The sequence below is a fragment of the Enterobacter sp. GD03975 genome (genome assembly GCF_029838645.1).
GTDB lineage: Bacteria > Pseudomonadota > Gammaproteobacteria > Enterobacterales > Enterobacteriaceae > Enterobacter > Enterobacter quasihormaechei.
Window position 1 is genome coordinate 515,954 of record NZ_JAOBZC010000002.1, and the last position, 16,426, is coordinate 532,379.

General features: G+C 49.3%; 14 protein-coding genes and 2 tRNA genes. 4 read left to right on the forward strand and 12 right to left on the reverse strand.

All coding sequences use genetic code 11. The annotated features are described in order from the left end of the window. Nucleotides 1–49: 49 nt before the first annotated feature. From N5C09_RS06090 to dnaQ, 6 genes are all read right to left on the reverse strand, one after another. Nucleotides 50–700 carry a GAD-like domain-containing protein gene (locus N5C09_RS06090; protein ID WP_279748655.1) on the reverse strand — a complete coding sequence of 217 codons (651 nt, stop codon included), beginning with the start codon at nucleotides 698–700 and terminating at the stop codon, nucleotides 50–52. Then, a complete protein-coding gene (locus N5C09_RS06095; protein ID WP_279748657.1) occupies nucleotides 697–2,454 on the reverse strand; it encodes a polymorphic toxin type 15 domain-containing protein in 1,758 nt (585 codons plus the stop codon). The genes N5C09_RS06090 and N5C09_RS06095 overlap by 4 nt, the downstream gene beginning before the upstream one ends. Continuing rightward, nucleotides 2,444–3,493, reverse strand: a complete 1,050-nt coding sequence (locus tag N5C09_RS06100) for a DUF2169 domain-containing protein (RefSeq protein ID WP_279748658.1) — start codon at nucleotides 3,491–3,493, stop codon at nucleotides 2,444–2,446. Before N5C09_RS06100 ends, N5C09_RS06095 begins: the two co-directional genes overlap by 11 nt. Nucleotides 3,494–3,509: 16 nt before the next feature. Beyond that, on the reverse strand, nucleotides 3,510–5,525 hold the full coding sequence (gene tssI / locus N5C09_RS06105) for a type VI secretion system tip protein TssI/VgrG (protein ID WP_279748659.1): 2,016 nt from the start codon (nucleotides 5,523–5,525) through the stop codon (nucleotides 3,510–3,512). A gap of 1,342 nt (nucleotides 5,526–6,867) precedes the next feature. Next, nucleotides 6,868–6,944 (reverse strand) — tRNA-Asp (locus N5C09_RS06110). Between the two features lie 132 nt (nucleotides 6,945–7,076). Next, nucleotides 7,077–7,808 carry a DNA polymerase III subunit epsilon gene (dnaQ, locus tag N5C09_RS06115; protein ID WP_072201000.1) on the reverse strand — a complete coding sequence of 244 codons (732 nt, stop codon included), beginning with the start codon at nucleotides 7,806–7,808 and terminating at the stop codon, nucleotides 7,077–7,079. Here dnaQ and rnhA point away from each other — a divergent pair. Continuing rightward, nucleotides 7,762–8,340, forward strand: a complete 579-nt coding sequence (rnhA, locus tag N5C09_RS06120; protein ID WP_162196835.1) for a ribonuclease HI — start codon at nucleotides 7,762–7,764, stop codon at nucleotides 8,338–8,340. The two genes, dnaQ and rnhA, sit on opposite strands and share 47 nt — an antisense overlap. Here the strand turns inward: rnhA and N5C09_RS06125 are convergent, their stop codons facing one another. Then, complete coding sequence (locus N5C09_RS06125; protein ID WP_107534747.1) at nucleotides 8,341–9,057, reverse strand: class I SAM-dependent methyltransferase; 717 nt, start codon at nucleotides 9,055–9,057, stop codon at nucleotides 8,341–8,343. It lies immediately after the preceding gene. A gap of 32 nt (nucleotides 9,058–9,089) precedes the next feature. Here N5C09_RS06125 and gloB point away from each other — a divergent pair, with 32 nt between their 5' ends. Continuing rightward, entirely contained in the window at nucleotides 9,090–9,848 is a 759-nt protein-coding gene (gloB, locus tag N5C09_RS06130) for a hydroxyacylglutathione hydrolase (protein WP_063869190.1), read from the forward strand. A gap of 68 nt (nucleotides 9,849–9,916) precedes the next feature. Further along, nucleotides 9,917–11,281: a murein transglycosylase D gene (mltD, locus tag N5C09_RS06135; protein WP_107534745.1), complete on the forward strand. Its 1,365-nt coding sequence runs from the start codon at nucleotides 9,917–9,919 to the stop codon at nucleotides 11,279–11,281. A gap of 52 nt (nucleotides 11,282–11,333) precedes the next feature. On the opposite strand, the gene N5C09_RS06140 is transcribed toward mltD, so the two are convergent. The 3 genes from N5C09_RS06140 to N5C09_RS06150 form a co-directional block, all read right to left on the reverse strand. After that, nucleotides 11,334–12,107: a class I SAM-dependent methyltransferase gene (locus N5C09_RS06140; protein WP_112793277.1), complete on the reverse strand. Its 774-nt coding sequence runs from the start codon at nucleotides 12,105–12,107 to the stop codon at nucleotides 11,334–11,336. 76 nt (nucleotides 12,108–12,183) lie between these two features. Beyond that, entirely contained in the window at nucleotides 12,184–12,984 is an 801-nt protein-coding gene (locus tag N5C09_RS06145; protein ID WP_063451802.1) for an endonuclease/exonuclease/phosphatase family protein, read from the reverse strand. A 137-nt stretch (nucleotides 12,985–13,121) separates the two neighbouring features. Then, nucleotides 13,122–14,297, reverse strand: a complete 1,176-nt coding sequence (locus N5C09_RS06150; RefSeq protein WP_279748661.1) for an MFS transporter — start codon at nucleotides 14,295–14,297, stop codon at nucleotides 13,122–13,124. A 104-nt stretch (nucleotides 14,298–14,401) separates the two neighbouring features. On the opposite strand from N5C09_RS06150, the gene yafC reads away from it, so the two are divergent. Continuing rightward, entirely contained in the window at nucleotides 14,402–15,307 is a 906-nt protein-coding gene (gene yafC / locus N5C09_RS06155) for a DNA-binding transcriptional regulator YafC (protein ID WP_102750193.1), read from the forward strand. Between the two features lie 28 nt (nucleotides 15,308–15,335). Here yafC and dkgB read toward each other — a convergent pair whose 3' ends face one another. Both dkgB and N5C09_RS06165 read right to left on the reverse strand, forming a co-directional pair. After that, the gene (dkgB, locus tag N5C09_RS06160; protein ID WP_279748662.1) at nucleotides 15,336–16,139 is read right to left on the reverse strand and encodes a 2,5-didehydrogluconate reductase DkgB; all 804 of its coding nucleotides are present in this window, start codon (nucleotides 16,137–16,139) and stop codon (nucleotides 15,336–15,338) included. Between the two features lie 160 nt (nucleotides 16,140–16,299). Next, a tRNA-Asp gene (locus N5C09_RS06165) sits at nucleotides 16,300–16,376 on the reverse strand. Between the last annotated feature and the right edge of the window lie 50 nt (nucleotides 16,377–16,426).

Sequence of the window (16,426 nt, forward strand, 5' to 3'; positions counted from 1 at the left end):
AAAATTTATTCCTTATGGACACGCTTATTTAGTTTTGAAAAATTACTGTCTATAATTCATAAATAGTGGGTTCGGAAAATTCACGCAACAATGTTAAATGTACTTGAGCATTAACTTTTACAATATGTTTTATATCTTCAACACCACCAAAAATTAAAGCCGGTTCAAATCCAAATATTTCATCATCATTAAGTGGACCGAGTTTATTAACAGCGCGCTCGAATAAATATTCACCACTTTCGTTTCTAAGATCAAATCTTTCTATATTTGACGCCCCAAAGAATGATCTAATTTCCGAATCAAGCTTATCTTGAGGCTTAACAAAGGCATTATTTTTACTGAAATAAATACTATGGTTATAACAATCAATAATCAAATTTCTACCACTTTGTTCTCCACATGCATAAAGTGAACCAAATCCAGTTCTGGCTATTACATGATAAGAATCCCTCTCTTCAAGGAAAGTATTTTCCAACCAGATATCAAGAATGTCTTCATAATTATCAGGATTAACAATACTCAATAATCCATGTCGATATGTATTCCACCCTTCAATTTTCCAGTAACGGAGCAGTTGGTTTGGGAGAATCTCGCGCCATTTTTGTACATGAGAATCAGACACAATAGTTGATTTTGTTGCCTCACCGAATATTTCTATAAAGCCAGCAAAATCATCGTCTCGAATTTCTTTCATCATCATTTCCTTTCACAAACTTCCAACTGTACGTTCATTTTGCTCCCCCCTGCACCTTTGTCAATAGCATCTTTAGCCATATCATCAATCACTGATATGCGCCCATGTTGCCAGCTTCCGCCGATTGCACTATTGACAGCACGATCCCCTACGGTCACAGGATTGGGGTTTCCAGCACCACCAGCCCCCATATCGGGTTCATGCAAAGCGGCTAACCCTGACATCGCTTCTTTGGCTTGCTCTGTTGCCCTTTTCCTCGCATCAGAAACAGAAACTCCTTCATTTCTCAACTCTTCATATATTCTATCTCTCATTTCATTTTCATATTTTTCACGGAATTTATTCTGGGCGTCTTTGGAACCAGGATGTCGCTTCTGTCTGTCGAACAAATCTCTGGCATCCTTAAATTCCTGGGCTGTCATTTTATTTATTGCGTCTTGCTGACGCTGTAACTGTTCTCTGTATTCTTTGAGATATTTCTCCTGACCATCCTTAGACAACCTCTTGAATTTTCCACCTTCATAAGGGTAGAAACATTTTATTTTCTTGGGTTTTAAAACCTTAACTCCATCTTTACCCTTCTTGCTTTCAGCTTTTGCTTTTGCGACTTCATCAGTTTTACTTGCATCACGAGTTTTGCTAATAACATCAGCATCACTGACTTTGCTTGCTTTAACTACATCTTCCACCTTATTTAAGGTAATTATTTCATCAGCTTTAGCTATTTTACCTACCTTGCCAGCCTTACCCACCCATCCAGCTTTTGATGCAGGCATAGGAAGCGTCGCCAGTTCAGCCAAAGCCAGACCCGCCATCTCTGCTTTGTCCCCAGGCGATGCCTTATCCCATTTATCCTGAAAATAATCCCATGCCTTACTCGCCGCACTAGAAAGTTTATCCCAATATTCTTCCGTATCTTTCCAAATACCTTCTGCACAAACATTCCCCAGTTTTATATTCTCTGCCAGAATCAGGCTATCCAGTACTTTTATCCTGGGGTCCTGTAGGAGAAACTGTTCTATCGAATTCGCAAAACTGAAAATCCCGGATACGCTACTGGCACCAAATCCCAGTGCAGCCCTGAGCAAACCCGCATTAATATCGTTTCTGGTGTTATAAACCTCTAACGGGATTTCCTCCCCCGATTCCCTGTCATAAATTGTTTGTCCCGCTTCTCCCTGTAACGGAACCGGGCGTAGTTTATCAATCTGCTCCTTCGTCCATTTATCTGCCGAATTAATTGTCTTACTGGTATCCAGTGACTGTCGCAGTTTTTCCATCAAACTATTGCTGGCATCCTGCCTGTCCTGCATAAACGCTTCGAGGTACGGGGAGGAAACTGGAGGGTTATTACAGGGAATAGTGTTATCTTTAACAACTACAACTGGTGGAGCCACCAGTGTCTGAAGTTTTCCCAGACAGTTCAGATTGTTCATCCCTACATCTGAGCCATGCCGTGCAACAGGCTTGCCTTCGACTCTGACCGTCGCACTGCCGGTCAGGATAGTACAGTCACCACTTCCAAGAGAAGTACCTGACATCACACCACTTCCGGCATTACTCTGCGTCCCGGAAATCACGGATCCCACATTCAGAACCGAAAATCCACGCGCCCGTACTGTTGTGCTGTATTGCTTTTCGCTACTCAGACGCTGAAAACAGTCAAACGGTACAACCGCATTTCCCACTTTACATACGTCCGGTGTACTGTTGACAGCCTGAAAGCCAGCCTCACCATCGGCAATGTGTTTATCTGCCATGACAGGCTCCTTTTGTCTTCGGCGGCACAATACACCCCAGCACTCCCTCTTTTAGCTCTAATGCAGCAGGAACAGTCAGCCGCCAGGTCAAATAAATCTGATGTTCGTCAAGATTAATAGTCAGCGTGTCAGCAACTGGAATCTGCGTATGTGGATTTCCTCTGCGATCTTTCAAAACAAGAATGGGTCGCAGACCTGGCAAACCGGTCACGACTCGACTGGCATCAGACAATAGGCCTTCAAGAACAATACCTTCATCCCCGGACAAATGGCCTGGATGAATCAGTTCAGGGTGAGCGCTACTGTAGAAATGTTCATCAAAATCATCCGGCAAAAAAGGATATCGATTGCCAAGCCACTCATCATCATACGTTCCGGTATACTGAAGACGACTTTGCCACCAGCGAGAGACTGGACCGGTTCCCTGTGGCACATCAGGCGTATCAATCAGGTGCTCACTGTCTTCTGTCTGGTGATGTCCGATTATCTGCGGTGAACTGTATTGCAGTTTAGTATCCAGAGCACGAATATCAGGGTAATACCCACGCCCTACAGGATTCGCCTGGAAGACTTGCTTTTCCTGACCCTCCAACTGCCAGACACCGCCATAAGCCAGTTCATAACGCAGGGGAACAGCGTCAACGTTCTCAGCCGGGCTTAACTGCCAGCGTCGGTTTTCATAACGCCAGTAACGCGGACCACACAGATTGAAGCGCTTTGAAAAATTACCGACACGAATACCAGCCCTCCAGTAAGGCAAGGAACTTCCTGCTGAACGCGCATTACCAATAACATGGATATCCGTATTTTTTTTGTAAAGTACCAGATCCGTTTCATACTTCAGGCTACTGGTTTCCGGTTCACCATAATATTCATCCGCCATCACCAGTCCCGCCTGCCTGTCAGCAAGATCAGCGTAATAACCGTTTTTCAGGCGAAGCGTCATTCTGAAAGCAATAACATCAAAGAGAACGCCGTAGCGCCCGTATTTCTCAAACGCCAGACAAGGAAACGGCGTATGATTTTCTATATCTATCATTTCCACGATCCCTGTATCAGTTAAGATCAATATCCTTTCCGGAAATTTTGACTGGCCCGGTCGCCTCAAAATCAAAGACAGTACCTGTAATGGTCACTTTCCCACTACTGTCCATTCTCAGCAGACTGGCACCACACTTCAGTTCAATGACATCACCTGAATCAATAGATGAACTGTTTGTCACTGTCAGGGAAAAATTTTCTCCCACGGTAATGGTCTGCGACTTCAGTACATCCTCAGTATCATTGCCTACCACCTGACTATGCTGATCGTTACCCACATCCTTACGGCGGTTATTCGTGACGTCCAGCTTCTGATCGTGCTTAATGGTGACAGTCTGATCGTTATTAACGGTGATCTTTTGATCGTTGGCGACGCTAACACTCTGGTCGTGACCACCCTCTTTTTTTCCGCCCACCTTTACCGTCTGTCCAACCCCCACCGTTATACTCTGGTTATTACCAATCATTTCGGTGTGATCCACCTTCACATCGGTGGTACGGTTATTCAGCACCTCGGTATCCATGTTCTTCTGGGCGTGGAAATACACCTGTTCATTCGATGTCGCATCTTCAAAGCGGATTTCATTAAATCCACCGCCCTTATACGTCTTCGAGCGGATACTCATCTGGGTTTTACTGCCCGGAAGACCACCCTGCGGCTTGTTATCCTCACGATAGGTCCGTCCCATAATAATGGGCTGATCCGGGTCACCGTTGAGAAAATCAACAATCACTTCCTGGCCCACTCGGGGAATGGCAAGATTACCGAACCCCGTTCCGGCCCATGCCTGAGACACCCGCACCCAGCAGGAACTGTCCTGGTTCGCTTTGTTGTAGCGGTCCCAGACGAACTTCACCCGCACGCGTCCGTATTCATCGCAGAAGATTTCTTCTCCCTCCGGTCCCGTTACTGTTGCCGACTGCGGGCCGTCCACTCGCGGTTTGGGCAGCGGTGCCGAATGCCATGTTCTGTCTGCCGGCATCACGTGAACCTGATTTGTGAGCGTGGTACCTTCTCCCGCAGAGCCGGGAACCGCCTGTGGTTGTTCGCCGTGGATATAACAATTCACCACCTGCCATGTCCTGTTCAGGCTGTCCAGCGGATGCTCCGACATCGTAAAGCGCATTCCCGGCCACAGCTTCGGTGAACCGGTGTTGCACAGCGCCGTCTCGGCACCATTGCGCAGACCTTCCACCTGCCTGCGGGTAAATTCCATCCCGTGCTGCTCATTTTTGAACCGTCCCGGATAGTCAAAAATCTCGTACTGGTCACTCTGCCAGTCGGTATTTTCCCCCACGTGCTTAAACTGCCCACGCCATCCGGGGCGTTTAAAGGTGTAATCCTGTGATACCACAGACGAAGGGCTGACCTGGAAACAGTGGCTGAACTGGTCAATATGGTCGGTGGTCGTGCCGGAAGACTTATCGGGGTTGTACTGTATTTCGAGGGGGTCAGGAAGATATGACACATTATCAGCCAGGATGAGCCACTGATTATCGCCATCGTCAGCGTATTCTTCATAAAAGAAGATACCCTCCTCCGCCATCAGACGAAGCAGGAAGTCATAATCCGTTTCACCATACTGGACGCAGAACTCGCGCGGCGGATGCTCGTCTCCCAGCAGGGGGCTGTATTCAGTGACGCCATTCTCTCCCAGCAGCGTGGTGATGATGGTTTCGATATCCTGATTCTGAAAACTGCGAAAATTCTGCCGCAGGGCGCTGCGCCAGAACGGAGGACGGATTTCCAGCCAGTAATCCGTCCGCTGACCATCGAACTCACCCCGGCTGAAAGCGGTGACAATACCTTTTACATGGCGAAGGATGGTTTCCCCTTCCCATATTTTCAGAATTGCCGTTTTCTCCGTCACCATCTCGTGGCTAAGGGAGGTGAAATATTCACTGGAAACGCTCACATCAAGACGAAAAAGTGAAGAGAGCGACTCGTTCAGGTTAAATTCGACCACAGGAAACATATTCGGCGGGAGCCCTTCAACATCCAGAGTAAAACGTAATCCTTGTGATGACATAACAACCTTCCTGATCCCGCAAATAACTGAGGTATACCGTAACTTCACGGCATGACAAAAAACAGACTTTTAAAACCAGCCACCCATTATGAGAGAATCGAGAAAAAAACCATACCCTACATCATTGAACAACATACATTCATCGCATAAATATAAGACAAACCATTCAATCGTTTACTCAAAAATTAATTTAAGTATCCAATAACGCCCACTTAATATACTTGACCAAGATCATGCAAACTTATTTGCAGCATTATACTTTTAAATTTATAAAGCTAGTTCCTCCCCACAAGAGGTCCAATAATCTGATAGATAGGGTATTTTTTTACATAAAGCACAACGCAAATAACTGTACGACCCTATTTTTTTATTTAAAGAAATGAATCGAAGCAGTAATATAAATGATACAACTATATCATTAATATATTATTCAAGAGGATTATGTATATGGGAGCAAGAAAATGACGCCATCCATCACAAAGAATAAATTAATAACTGTCATATCCCATAACAGAGGACTAGTGTCAGAAGTTGCTCTTCCTCTCAACCTTTTAGTCACAGGTGACCTAGGTAAGACAGACAACACATCTCTGGGCGAAAGGCATGTAGTGTTTGTAAACAATAACAAATTCAACTTAGTTATAGCAAAGACAAGAACCAGTCTGAATTTTAACGTCAGAAAGCCGAAACATGGACTGTCGGTATTATTTACGGCTCGATGCTGGACGAGGTGGGTGAAAGCGCCACGGATATCGAGGTTATGATCGTTAATAAATAGATTTGGCCTCCGTGGCACCGACAGCAACCGGACGCCGGCTGCCCGTTGCCACACTGCTGCAACTGCTGATTTCGCGTTTTCGCTATTCGCACCGCATAAAGAAAAAAACCAGACTGATAGTTCCCCCTCTTTCGTAAGTTCCTCTTGGAAGTATTCAGCCTGTGACAAAACTGAAGAAAAAGACCGGACAGCTTTATCTAATGATTCTTATGGCATTCCAGCCATGCCTGGGATCTCACCGAATATTCCTGTTCAACTGACTTTTCTGCGGGTTTTACTTTCTGAACTTAGAAAGTCGATAACGGACGGGTAAGAACAGCCATAAAACGCATTCCTTCAATCTCTGTGAAGAAGTAAGCAATATTCTGTTTTTTATTGAATTTCTCCGCATAAAGCCTGAAATGGGCCTGCGAAATTTATGTCTTTTGAGCGCAGGACTGTAGGCTTTGGCTTCCCCGGTATCGGGGAGAGAAGAGTACAGACGAAAAAAAACCGTATCCTGTAAACAGCGATACGGTTTTCTTTACTATATCGGATGTTATGAAACACCCGAAAACTGAATAGTGGCGGAACGGACGGGACTCGAACCCGCGACCCCCTGCGTGACAGGCAGGTATTCTAACCGACTGAACTACCGCTCCACTGTTCCCGTTTGGTGAACGAGGCGAATATTACGGTCTGCCTCGTAACTCGTCAACGCTTTTTCTCAGGTTTTGAATCGTTTGCTGCAAAAATCACCCAAACGGTGATTTAACAAACGTTTCCGCCTTTTTTCACCCACGCCACAGACAGCTTCCGCCCTTCTTCTGAACTAAATCGAGGCGAGATTCGTGGTTCATCAGCTCTTCATCACTGGCTAAAACAACCCGCAGGCGATTCGCCTGGCGCACGACACGCTGAATACCGCCTTCGTCCCGCGTCTGCTGGGATTCATTTTCCATACTGAATTTTATCGATGTTTGCCCGCCGGTCATGGTCAGGTAAACATCGGCCAGGATCTGGGCATCGAGCAATGCGCCGTGCAGGGTTCGCTTGGTGTTGTCTATCTCATAGCGAGAGCACAGGGCATCAAGGCTGTTACGCTTGCCGGGAAACATCTTCCTTGCCAGCGCCAGGCTATCCGTGACTTTACAGAACGTATTGGTCTTTGGAATATCGCGGTTGAGCTTGCTGAACTCATAGTCCATAAAGCCGATATCGAACGATGCGTTATGAATGACAAGTTCCGCACCTCTGATGTAATCGAGAAATTCATCCGCGACATCGGCGAAGGTGGGCTTATCCAGCAAAAACTCATCGGCAATCCCGTGAACGCCGAACGCTTCCGGATCCACCAGCCGATCGGGTTTGAGGTAAACGTGGAAGTTGTTGCCCGTAAGACGACGATTCACCACTTCAACGGCACCAATCTCAATGATTTTATGCCCTTCGTAGTGGGCGCCAATCTGGTTCATACCGGTGGTTTCGGTATCAAGAACAATCTGGCGAGTAATTGCAGTGCTCATAGCGGTCATTTATGTCAGACTTATCGTTTTACTGAACGTTTCAAATACAGGAAGTCTACCAGAGATGCGTAAACAGGTAGAAATTTTCACCGATGGATCTTGTCTCGGTAACCCAGGGCCCGGCGGCTATGGCGCCATTATGCGTTATCGTGAGCATGAAAAAACCTTTAGTGAAGGCTATTTTCTCACCACCAACAACCGCATGGAGCTGATGGCGGCCATCGTGGCGCTGGAAGCGTTAAAAGAACATTGTGACGTGGTGCTGAGTACCGACAGCCAGTATGTTCGCCAGGGCATCACCCAGTGGATCCACAACTGGAAAAAACGCGGCTGGAAAACGGCAGAGAAAAAGCCGGTCAAGAATGTCGACCTCTGGAAGCGTCTTGATGCCGCCCTCGGTCAGCACGAAATCAAATGGGAATGGGTAAAGGGGCACGCCGGGCACCCTGAAAACGAACGCTGTGATGAGCTGGCTCGCGCGGCGGCATCCAACCCGACCCATGAGGACGCAGGTTATCAGCCTGAATCCTGATCACGGTTTTTTGTACTGCCGCGTGGCACCCACGGTCTGGCGGATCCGCGTTTTTGATTTGCTTTGCTTCATCGGGTTGAGCGTAAGGGGGATCGTCCTCTTACGCGCGACAATATACTGCATGCAGCCCAGCGCGGGTAAATGGGTGCTGAGTAAAACACCGCCTTTTCGCGTCCAGGGAATGACCTGAAAACCGCCGTAGCTCAGCACTTCAAAATTCAGCAGTGAAAGCCAGTCCAGCTGGCGCATCATAGTAAACATCCGGCTGTTATACGGCGGCGTGCGGCGCAGTACGGGCGTTAGCTTGCGCAGCCCCATCAGACTCAGCGGATTAAAACCGCTCAGGATCAGCCAGCCGTCGTCAATCAACACGCGGTCGGCTTCCCGCAGCAGACGATGGGGATCGCTACACCAGGGCAGCGCATGGGCGAGCAGACAGGCATCGATGGATTTTTCCGCAAACGGCAAATGCAACGGATCTGCTTTCACCTGAACCGGGGAACCCTTAAGCGATACGTTAACCTGATGCGAGATAGCGCAGCTTTCGGTATTGATTTCTGCGCTGAGATTGCCAATCTTAAGCAGGTGAAAACCATACATTTTCGCGAGCCAGGGTTTAAGCTGAAGTTCTAAAGCTTCGCGATAATATTCACCCCAGGGCAACTCTGCCCAACGATCCGGTGGTGCGACAGTCTGAGGTATCCTTGCCGGTTTCATCAAAACACCCGCCACGCTATAAGAGGTAATGCATGAATCTTATCAGTATTTCCGCCTTTCAGGACAATTACATCTGGGTTTTAGTCGACGACGATCGCAGATGCATCATTGTCGATCCCGGCGAATCCACTCCGATCCTGGACGCAATAAATGAAAACGGCTGGCAGCCGGAGGCGATTCTCCTCACCCACCATCACAATGACCACGTGGGCGGAGTTCCCGATCTGCTTGCGCAATATCCTGGTCTTGCCGTGTATGGGCCGGCTGAGACACAAAACAAGGGCACAACGCAAGTCGTTAGCGAGGGCGAAAGTGTCCAGATTCTTGGGTGGGAGTTTTCCGTATTTGCTACACCAGGTCACACTTCTGGACATCTCTGTTTCTACAGTAAACCTTATCTGTTTTGCGGCGACACGCTGTTTTCAGGTGGATGCGGAAGGCTTTTTGAAGGCACGCCAGAACAAATGTATCAATCTTTACAAAAAATTAATGCATTGCCTGCCGACACCATTATTTGTAGTGCGCACGAGTATACATTAGGAAATATGAAGTTTGCTGCGAGCATCTTACCCGAGGATCGGGCGATTCAGGATTATTACCAGAAAGTGAAGGAGTTACGTGCAAAAAACCAAAAAACACTCCCCGTAATTCTGAAAAATGAGCGCCAAATAAATTTATTTTTAAGAACGAATGACGTTGATTTAATTAATAAAATTAACCAAGAAACAAATTTGCAACAACCAGAAGCGCGTTTTGCATGGTTAAGGTCAAAGAAAGATAACTTCAGATAAATGCGGGTTGCCTTTTCAAAATTTCGCCGTTATCATCGCTCGTCTTTTAAGCAACTATTGACACACACATGAAGGCAAAAGCGATATTACTCGCCTCTGTCCTGCTTGTTGGTTGCCAGTCACAGAACGGCGGCAACGTACAGCAGCACGCACAGAGCCTTTCTGCGGCTGGTCAAGGGGAAGCAGGGAAGTTTACGAGTCAGGCGCGATGGTTGGACGATGGGACATCCTTCGCGCAGGAACAAGACTTGTGGGCCTCTATTGGCGACGAGCTAAAGATGGGAATTCCGGAGAACACCCGGATTCGCGAACAGAAGCAGAAGTATTTAAGAAATAAGAGCTATCTCCACGATGTAACATTACGGGCAGAGCCGTATATGTACTGGATAGCCGGGCAAGTTAAGAAACGTAACATGCCTATGGAACTGGTACTACTACCCATAGTGGAGAGCGCTTTTGACCCGCACGCGACGTCTGGCGCCAATGCCGCAGGCATTTGGCAGATCATTCCGAGCACAGGGCGAAATTATGGTTTAAAGCAGACCCGCAACTACGATGCGCGTCGTGATGTTGTCGCTTCAACGACAGCCGCTCTCGATATGATGCAACGTCTGAACAAGATGTTTGATGGCGACTGGTTATTGACTGTCGCAGCGTATAACAGTGGTGAAGGTCGTGTACTGAAGGCAATGAAAGCGAATAAAGCGCGTGGTAAATCCACAGACTTCTGGTCGCTCTCACTGCCACAGGAAACAAAGATTTACGTACCGAAAATGCTGGCCCTGAGCGATATTCTCAAGAACAGCAAACGTTACGGTGTACAACTGCCAACACCAGACGAAAGTCGTGCACTGGCGCGTGTCCGCCTCAGCAGCCCGGTTGATATTCAACAGGTTGCCGATATGACGGGTATGTCGGTAAGTAAATTGAAAACCTTTAATGCAGGTGTTAAAGGCTCTACGCTGGGTGCAAGTGGCCCGCGCTATGTGATGGTTCCGCAGAAACACGCAGAACAGTTACGTGAGTCTTTAGCTTCGGGTGAAATTGCAGCCGTTCAGTCCACGCTGATCGCTGATACGTCGCCAGTAAGCAGCCGCAGCTATAAGGTGCGTTCAGGTGATACGCTTTCAGGTATTGCATCACGTCTTGGCGTGAATACGAAAGATCTCCAGCAGTGGAATAATCTGCGCGGGTCGGGTCTGAAAGTGGGTCAAACGCTGACCGTAGGTGCAGGTAGCAGCGCACAGCGTCTCGCTAAAAACAGCGATAGCATTACCTATCGCGTGCGTAAAGGCGACTCGCTGTCCAGTATTGCTAAGCGTCACGGCGTAAACATCAAAGATGTGATGCGCTGGAACAACGATACGGCCAACCTGCAACCTGGCGACCAGCTGACGCTGTTTGTGAAAAACAGCGCTACGCCAGATTCCTGATAGTACGATCGCTTGTTAAAAAGGCACCGATTCCCCTCGGTGCCTTTTTTGTTTATCCCGCTTTATGCGCTTCGGCCATGATGGTGTCGCTGGTAAATGAACCATCCTCATGCAGTTCAAAGTACGCCTTCACGTCAGCAGAGGCGCTCTCCTGATACAATCGGATCGCCTGCGTTAATGCCTCCGGTGTGCGCATCCGCGCAATCCATGACGTAAACTCCAGCGGCAAACGGTCGGTTATCAACGAGCGTGAAATCAGGCCGGCTTCGGTGATAAACGTAAGCCACTCTCCACTGGAGTAGTTTTGCACGTGCGAGGTATCACGCAGCGCTTCAACCGTCTGAAGCCAGATATTCCGCACCGGATGTCCGGGAGACATCACGTCCATGATGATGAAGATCCCGCCCGGTTTGAGCACGCGTTTCACTTCCCGTAATGCCTGACCCACATCATGCCAGTGGTGTGCAGAGTAACGGCTAATCACAACCTCAAACGACGCATCCTCAAAGGGTAAAGATTCAGCGTAACCCTGGCGCGTCGTGACGTTATTCAGCCCTTTCGCTTTCGCTGCCTCAGCAACCACATCCAGCATCTGGCTCGATAAATCATACGCCGTTACCTGGCCGACATGCTGTGCAGCGGTAAAACTGGCGTGCCCCGCCCCGCAGCCTAAGTCCAGCACGTGCGCATCAGGAAAGGCGGCGAGCCGTTCGCCAAGACGCACCAGATCGCGGCCAGAAGCGTGCACGGCGCTACTCAGATAGGCACTTGCCTGAGAACCAAACTGTTTTTCGACGTTGTCATGATGAGAGTGTGTTGTTGTCATGTTGCTGTCCTTTTATGGGTAAAGAATGAAGGGCAGCACCCGCACAGGCCTGCCCCACGGCAGACCTGACGCACCATTATTTATCAGGTTTGCCGGGACTGAATTCAACGAGTAGAGGATTATGATCGGAGGCGCGCGTCACCAGTACGGAGGCGTCGTGCACGCTTAAACCACGATAGAAAACGAAATCGAGAGGCCGGCCAAACGCTTTCTTGCGCTGGTCATCGCCAAAACGCACTTCACGCAGCGACATTTCACGCGCAAAGCGGTACAACGCGTTCATGCGCGGACGGCTCCAGGCATTGAAGTCGCCGGCCATAATGATTGGCCCGCTGTGATGAGCAATCTGATCGCCAATGGGAAGTAACTGCTTACTATATACATCAACGCCCAGGCTGAAGTTCACCGCATGAATGTTTACCACCATCAGCAGACGGGTATCAGGCAACGGATAGACCGTGACCAGCGCCGATTTTGCCAGACGCAGGATTGGCTCACGTTCACGCAGCGGGCAGCAATAGACCGGATGTGCGGCTGAAAGGGTCATCACCCCAGAAGGATGCTGTGGCAGAACAAAGGCAGGCACCTGATCGGCTGCAAGATAGTTTGTTGTTGCAAACCTTACCAGCTCAGGCGTGGTTTGCGCCTCCTGTAACAGAACCAGGTGCGCATCTTTGCCGAAATTTTGAAGTACGGATAACCACTCCGCGCGCTGTTGCTTGAAGATGTTCCACACCAGCACGCGAATTTTATCGTCACTGCTTAAGGGAGTGCCCGCAGGTAATGCCTGGCTGAGGCTCGCAAACGACCCCGGAGGCAAGATCCTCTCCGCAGGCATTCCGGCAACATAACGCATGGCATAGGTATTTTTTCGCACTTTTGGAAACGGCCTCTGTAACATGAACCAGCCCGGAAAACGGACTGGTTCTAATGTTATAGGGATTTTAGGTCACACTTTCAACGCAATTACTGAGAAACCGCTTTCCAGTTTTGTAAGCAAGCACTTACTGATACTCATCCCAGCGCGACGCGAGCAGGTTTATCAAGACGTCCACTCAGAGCAATCAGGAAGAAAGCGACAAGCACAATCACTGCGCCAATCCACGGCGTCTGGGTTAATCCAACGTGTTCAACCGTCTGCCCACCGATAACCGAGCCGAGTGCGATACCGACATTGAATGCGGCAATATTCAGGCCGGATGCGACATCCACCGCATTGGGGGTATAGCGTTCAGCTTTCTGCACAACATAGACCTGCAATCCCGGTACGTTACCAAACGCGAATACCCCCATAACCAATACCGTTACCAGCGCGGCGTATTGCATCGATGCGGTGAACTGGAAAATCATCAGCAGAACAACCAGTGCGGCGAAGATAAACTTCAGCGCCGGTACCGCACCATGCTTATCCGCAAGCTTGCCGCCCCAGATATTGCCGATTGCGACGGAGATACCGTAGCCCAGTAAAATCCAGCTCACTGCCCCCGGGGAGAAACCAGCCAGCTCCTGCATCATCGGCGCAAGGAAGGTGAACGCAGTGAACACGCCACCATAGCCCAGCGCCGTTACGGCATAGATAAGCAGCAGGCGCGGGTGTGTAAGAACCTTAACCTGATCGCTCAGGCTGGCACTCGCGCGCCCCGGGATATTCGACGGGACCAACAGCAGGCTGGCCACCAGAGCAATGACGCCCAACAGCGATACCGCGAGGAAGGTTTCACGCCAGCCAAAATGTTGTCCAATAAACGTGCCTAACGGCACGCCGGTGACCAGCGCGACGGTTAAGCCACCAAACATAATCGCAATGGCTGACGCCGCTTTCTCTTTTGGCACCAGGCTGGTTGCAATCGTGGAACCGATAGAGAAGAAGACCCCGTGCGCGAGGCCTGTCAGCAGGCGAGCAACGACCAGCGTGGCGTAATCCGGTGCCTGCCAGGCCAGAATATTGCCGGCGGTAAAGAGCACCATCAGGGCGACTAACAGTTGTTTACGCGGGAATCGGCCGGTCAGCGCCGTCAGCACAGGCGCCCCAACAGCGACACCTAACGCATAAATAGATACCAGCAGCCCGGCAGAGGGCAGCGAAATGGCAAGTTGATGAGCAATGGTAGGGACCAGTCCTACAATAACAAATTCGGTCGTGCCAATTGCAAAGGCACTGATCGTCAGGGCAAGAAGCGCCAGTGGCATAAAATACTCCGTCTCTTCAGGATTAAGATGACAGGCAGTATGCGCCAGTGTTTAAATAACAAAAATGGTTAGAATCTCAATAGAATTTTGCAGGTGGTGCAATAATGAAGGCTACATCGGAAGAACTGACTATCTTTGTCGCCGTGGTCGAAAGCGGAAGCTTTAGCCGCGCCGCCGAACAGCTCGGGCAGGCGAACTCAGCCATCAGCCGCTCGGTGAAAAAGCTGGAAATGAAGCTCGGGGTAAGCCTGCTTAACAGAACAACGCGCCAGCTCAGCCTGACGGAAGAAGGTGAGCGTTATTTTCGACGCGTGCAGTCGGTTTTGCAGGAGATGGCGGCGGCAGAAACGGAAATCATGGAATCACGCAGCACGCCGCGTGGCCTGCTGCGCATAGATGCGGCGACGCCGGTCGTGCTGCATTTCCTGATGCCGTTAATCAAGCCCTTCCGGGAGCGTTACCCGGAGATGACCCTGTCGCTGGTCTCTTCTGAGACATTCATTAACCTGATTGAGCGTAAAGTTGACGTGGCGATCCGCGCGGGCACTCTGACGGACTCAAGCTTACGCGCGCGCCCCTTGTTCGCCAGCTACCGCAAAATTATCGCGTCACCGCAATATATTGCCGAGCATGGCAGACCGGAGACGGTTGAAGAGCTGAAGCAGCATCTTTGTCTGGGTTTTACGGAGCCTGTAAGCCTGAATACCTGGCCTGTCGCCTGCCATGACGGACAGCTTCATGAAATCACCTCCGGCATCTCTTCTAACAGCGGGGAAACGCTGAAGCAGCTGTGTCTGCAAGGGAATGGGATCGCCTGCTTATCCGACTATATGATTGATAAGGAAATTGCAGCTGGCCAGCTAGTTGAGCTGATGGCTGATAAACGCTTGCCTGTAGAGATGCCTTTTAGCGCGGTGTATTACAGTGACCGAGCGGTAAGTACGCGCATACGCGCATTTATCGACTTCCTGAGTGAGCATATAAAAACAGCTCCCGGAGGAGCTGTGTGAGGGTTAAGGGCACAGAGGGAGGGTTTTATTAATCCCAGTCTGGTGCTAACCCTTCCGGGCTGACCAGACGATCGTTGCATTCCAGTGCTGCGATAGCTTTTTTATCTTCATCATCAAGCTGGAGATCCCGCGCTAACAGGTTACTTGCCAGGTTTTCACGTTTGGTTGAAGACGGGATCACGGCATAACCTTCACCCATCGCCCATGCCAGGATCACCTGTGCAGCTGTCGCATTGTGTTTTTCAGCGATGCGCGCAATGACTTCATCTTTCAGCGCTTTACCATAAGCCAGCGTCATGTACGAGGTGATATGAATACCATGCTGTTTCGCCCAGTCCACTACATTGCGGTTTTGCAGGTAGGGAGAGAGTTCAATCTGGTTAGTAGCAATATTCTCTTTACCCACTGCGGCAATGGCTTTTTCCATCAATGGGATAGTGAAATTCGAGATACCAATTTCACGCGTTAAGCCCTGCTCTTTTGCCTCCAGCAGCGCCTGCATGAATTCCTCTACGGAGACGGCATCGCCAGGTGATGGCCAGTGGATCAACGTCAGATCAACATAATCAGTACGCAGCTTTTTCAGACTTTCCTTCAGGCTTGGGATCAGCTTGTCTTTGCTGAGGTTCTCAATCCAGATTTTGGTGGTGATGAAAAGCTCCTGGCGCGGTACGCCGCTCTCTTCGATGGCCAGGCCTACGGCAGCTTCGTTGTCATAAATCTGCGCCGTATCAACGGCGCGATAGCCCAGTTCCAGAGCGGTTTTAACAGATGCGATAACAACGTCGTCCTTCAGGCGAAAAGTGCCGAGACCCAGTGCAGGGATAGTCATATGATTCCTCAATCGTTATGTTCGTAAACTGAGGAGGATTATCGCTGTGGTTGTTATGTCGAAAAAGATCGTAAAACGCAGAGGATTTTTGCTAATTTCGCAATAGTTAAACGACAGATAAGAAAAAAGCCCTGAGCGTTAGCTCAGGGCTTTTAATAAGTGGCGGAACGGACGGGACTCGAACCCGCGACCCCCTGCGTGACAGGCAGGTATTCTAACCGACTGAACTACCGCTCCACCGAATACTTCTGTAACCACCGGATTAATGCACCGGCTTACTACTTAAT

Excerpts from the sequence above, each read along its gene's own strand:
- yafC (WP_102750193.1), top strand. The coding sequence starts at position 14,402 with ATGAAGGCTACATCGGAAGAACTGACTATCTTTGTCGCCGTGGTCGAA.
- N5C09_RS06140 (WP_112793277.1), bottom strand. The coding sequence starts at position 12,107 with ATGACAACAACACACTCTCATCATGACAACGTCGAAAAACAGTTTGGT.
- tssI (WP_279748659.1), bottom strand. The coding sequence starts at position 5,525 with ATGTCATCACAAGGATTACGTTTTACTCTGGATGTTGAAGGGCTCCCG.
- N5C09_RS06100 (WP_279748658.1), bottom strand. The coding sequence starts at position 3,493 with ATGATAGATATAGAAAATCATACGCCGTTTCCTTGTCTGGCGTTTGAG.
- dkgB (WP_279748662.1), bottom strand. The coding sequence starts at position 16,139 with ATGACTATCCCTGCACTGGGTCTCGGCACTTTTCGCCTGAAGGACGAC.
- N5C09_RS06090 (WP_279748655.1), bottom strand. The coding sequence starts at position 700 with ATGATGATGAAAGAAATTCGAGACGATGATTTTGCTGGCTTTATAGAA.
- mltD (WP_107534745.1), top strand. The coding sequence starts at position 9,917 with ATGAAGGCAAAAGCGATATTACTCGCCTCTGTCCTGCTTGTTGGTTGC.
- gloB (WP_063869190.1), top strand. The coding sequence starts at position 9,090 with ATGAATCTTATCAGTATTTCCGCCTTTCAGGACAATTACATCTGGGTT.
- N5C09_RS06150 (WP_279748661.1), bottom strand. The coding sequence starts at position 14,297 with ATGCCACTGGCGCTTCTTGCCCTGACGATCAGTGCCTTTGCAATTGGC.
- dnaQ (WP_072201000.1), bottom strand. The coding sequence starts at position 7,808 with ATGAGCACTGCAATTACTCGCCAGATTGTTCTTGATACCGAAACCACC.
- N5C09_RS06095 (WP_279748657.1), bottom strand. The coding sequence starts at position 2,454 with ATGGCAGATAAACACATTGCCGATGGTGAGGCTGGCTTTCAGGCTGTC.
- N5C09_RS06125 (WP_107534747.1), bottom strand. The coding sequence starts at position 9,057 with ATGAAACCGGCAAGGATACCTCAGACTGTCGCACCACCGGATCGTTGG.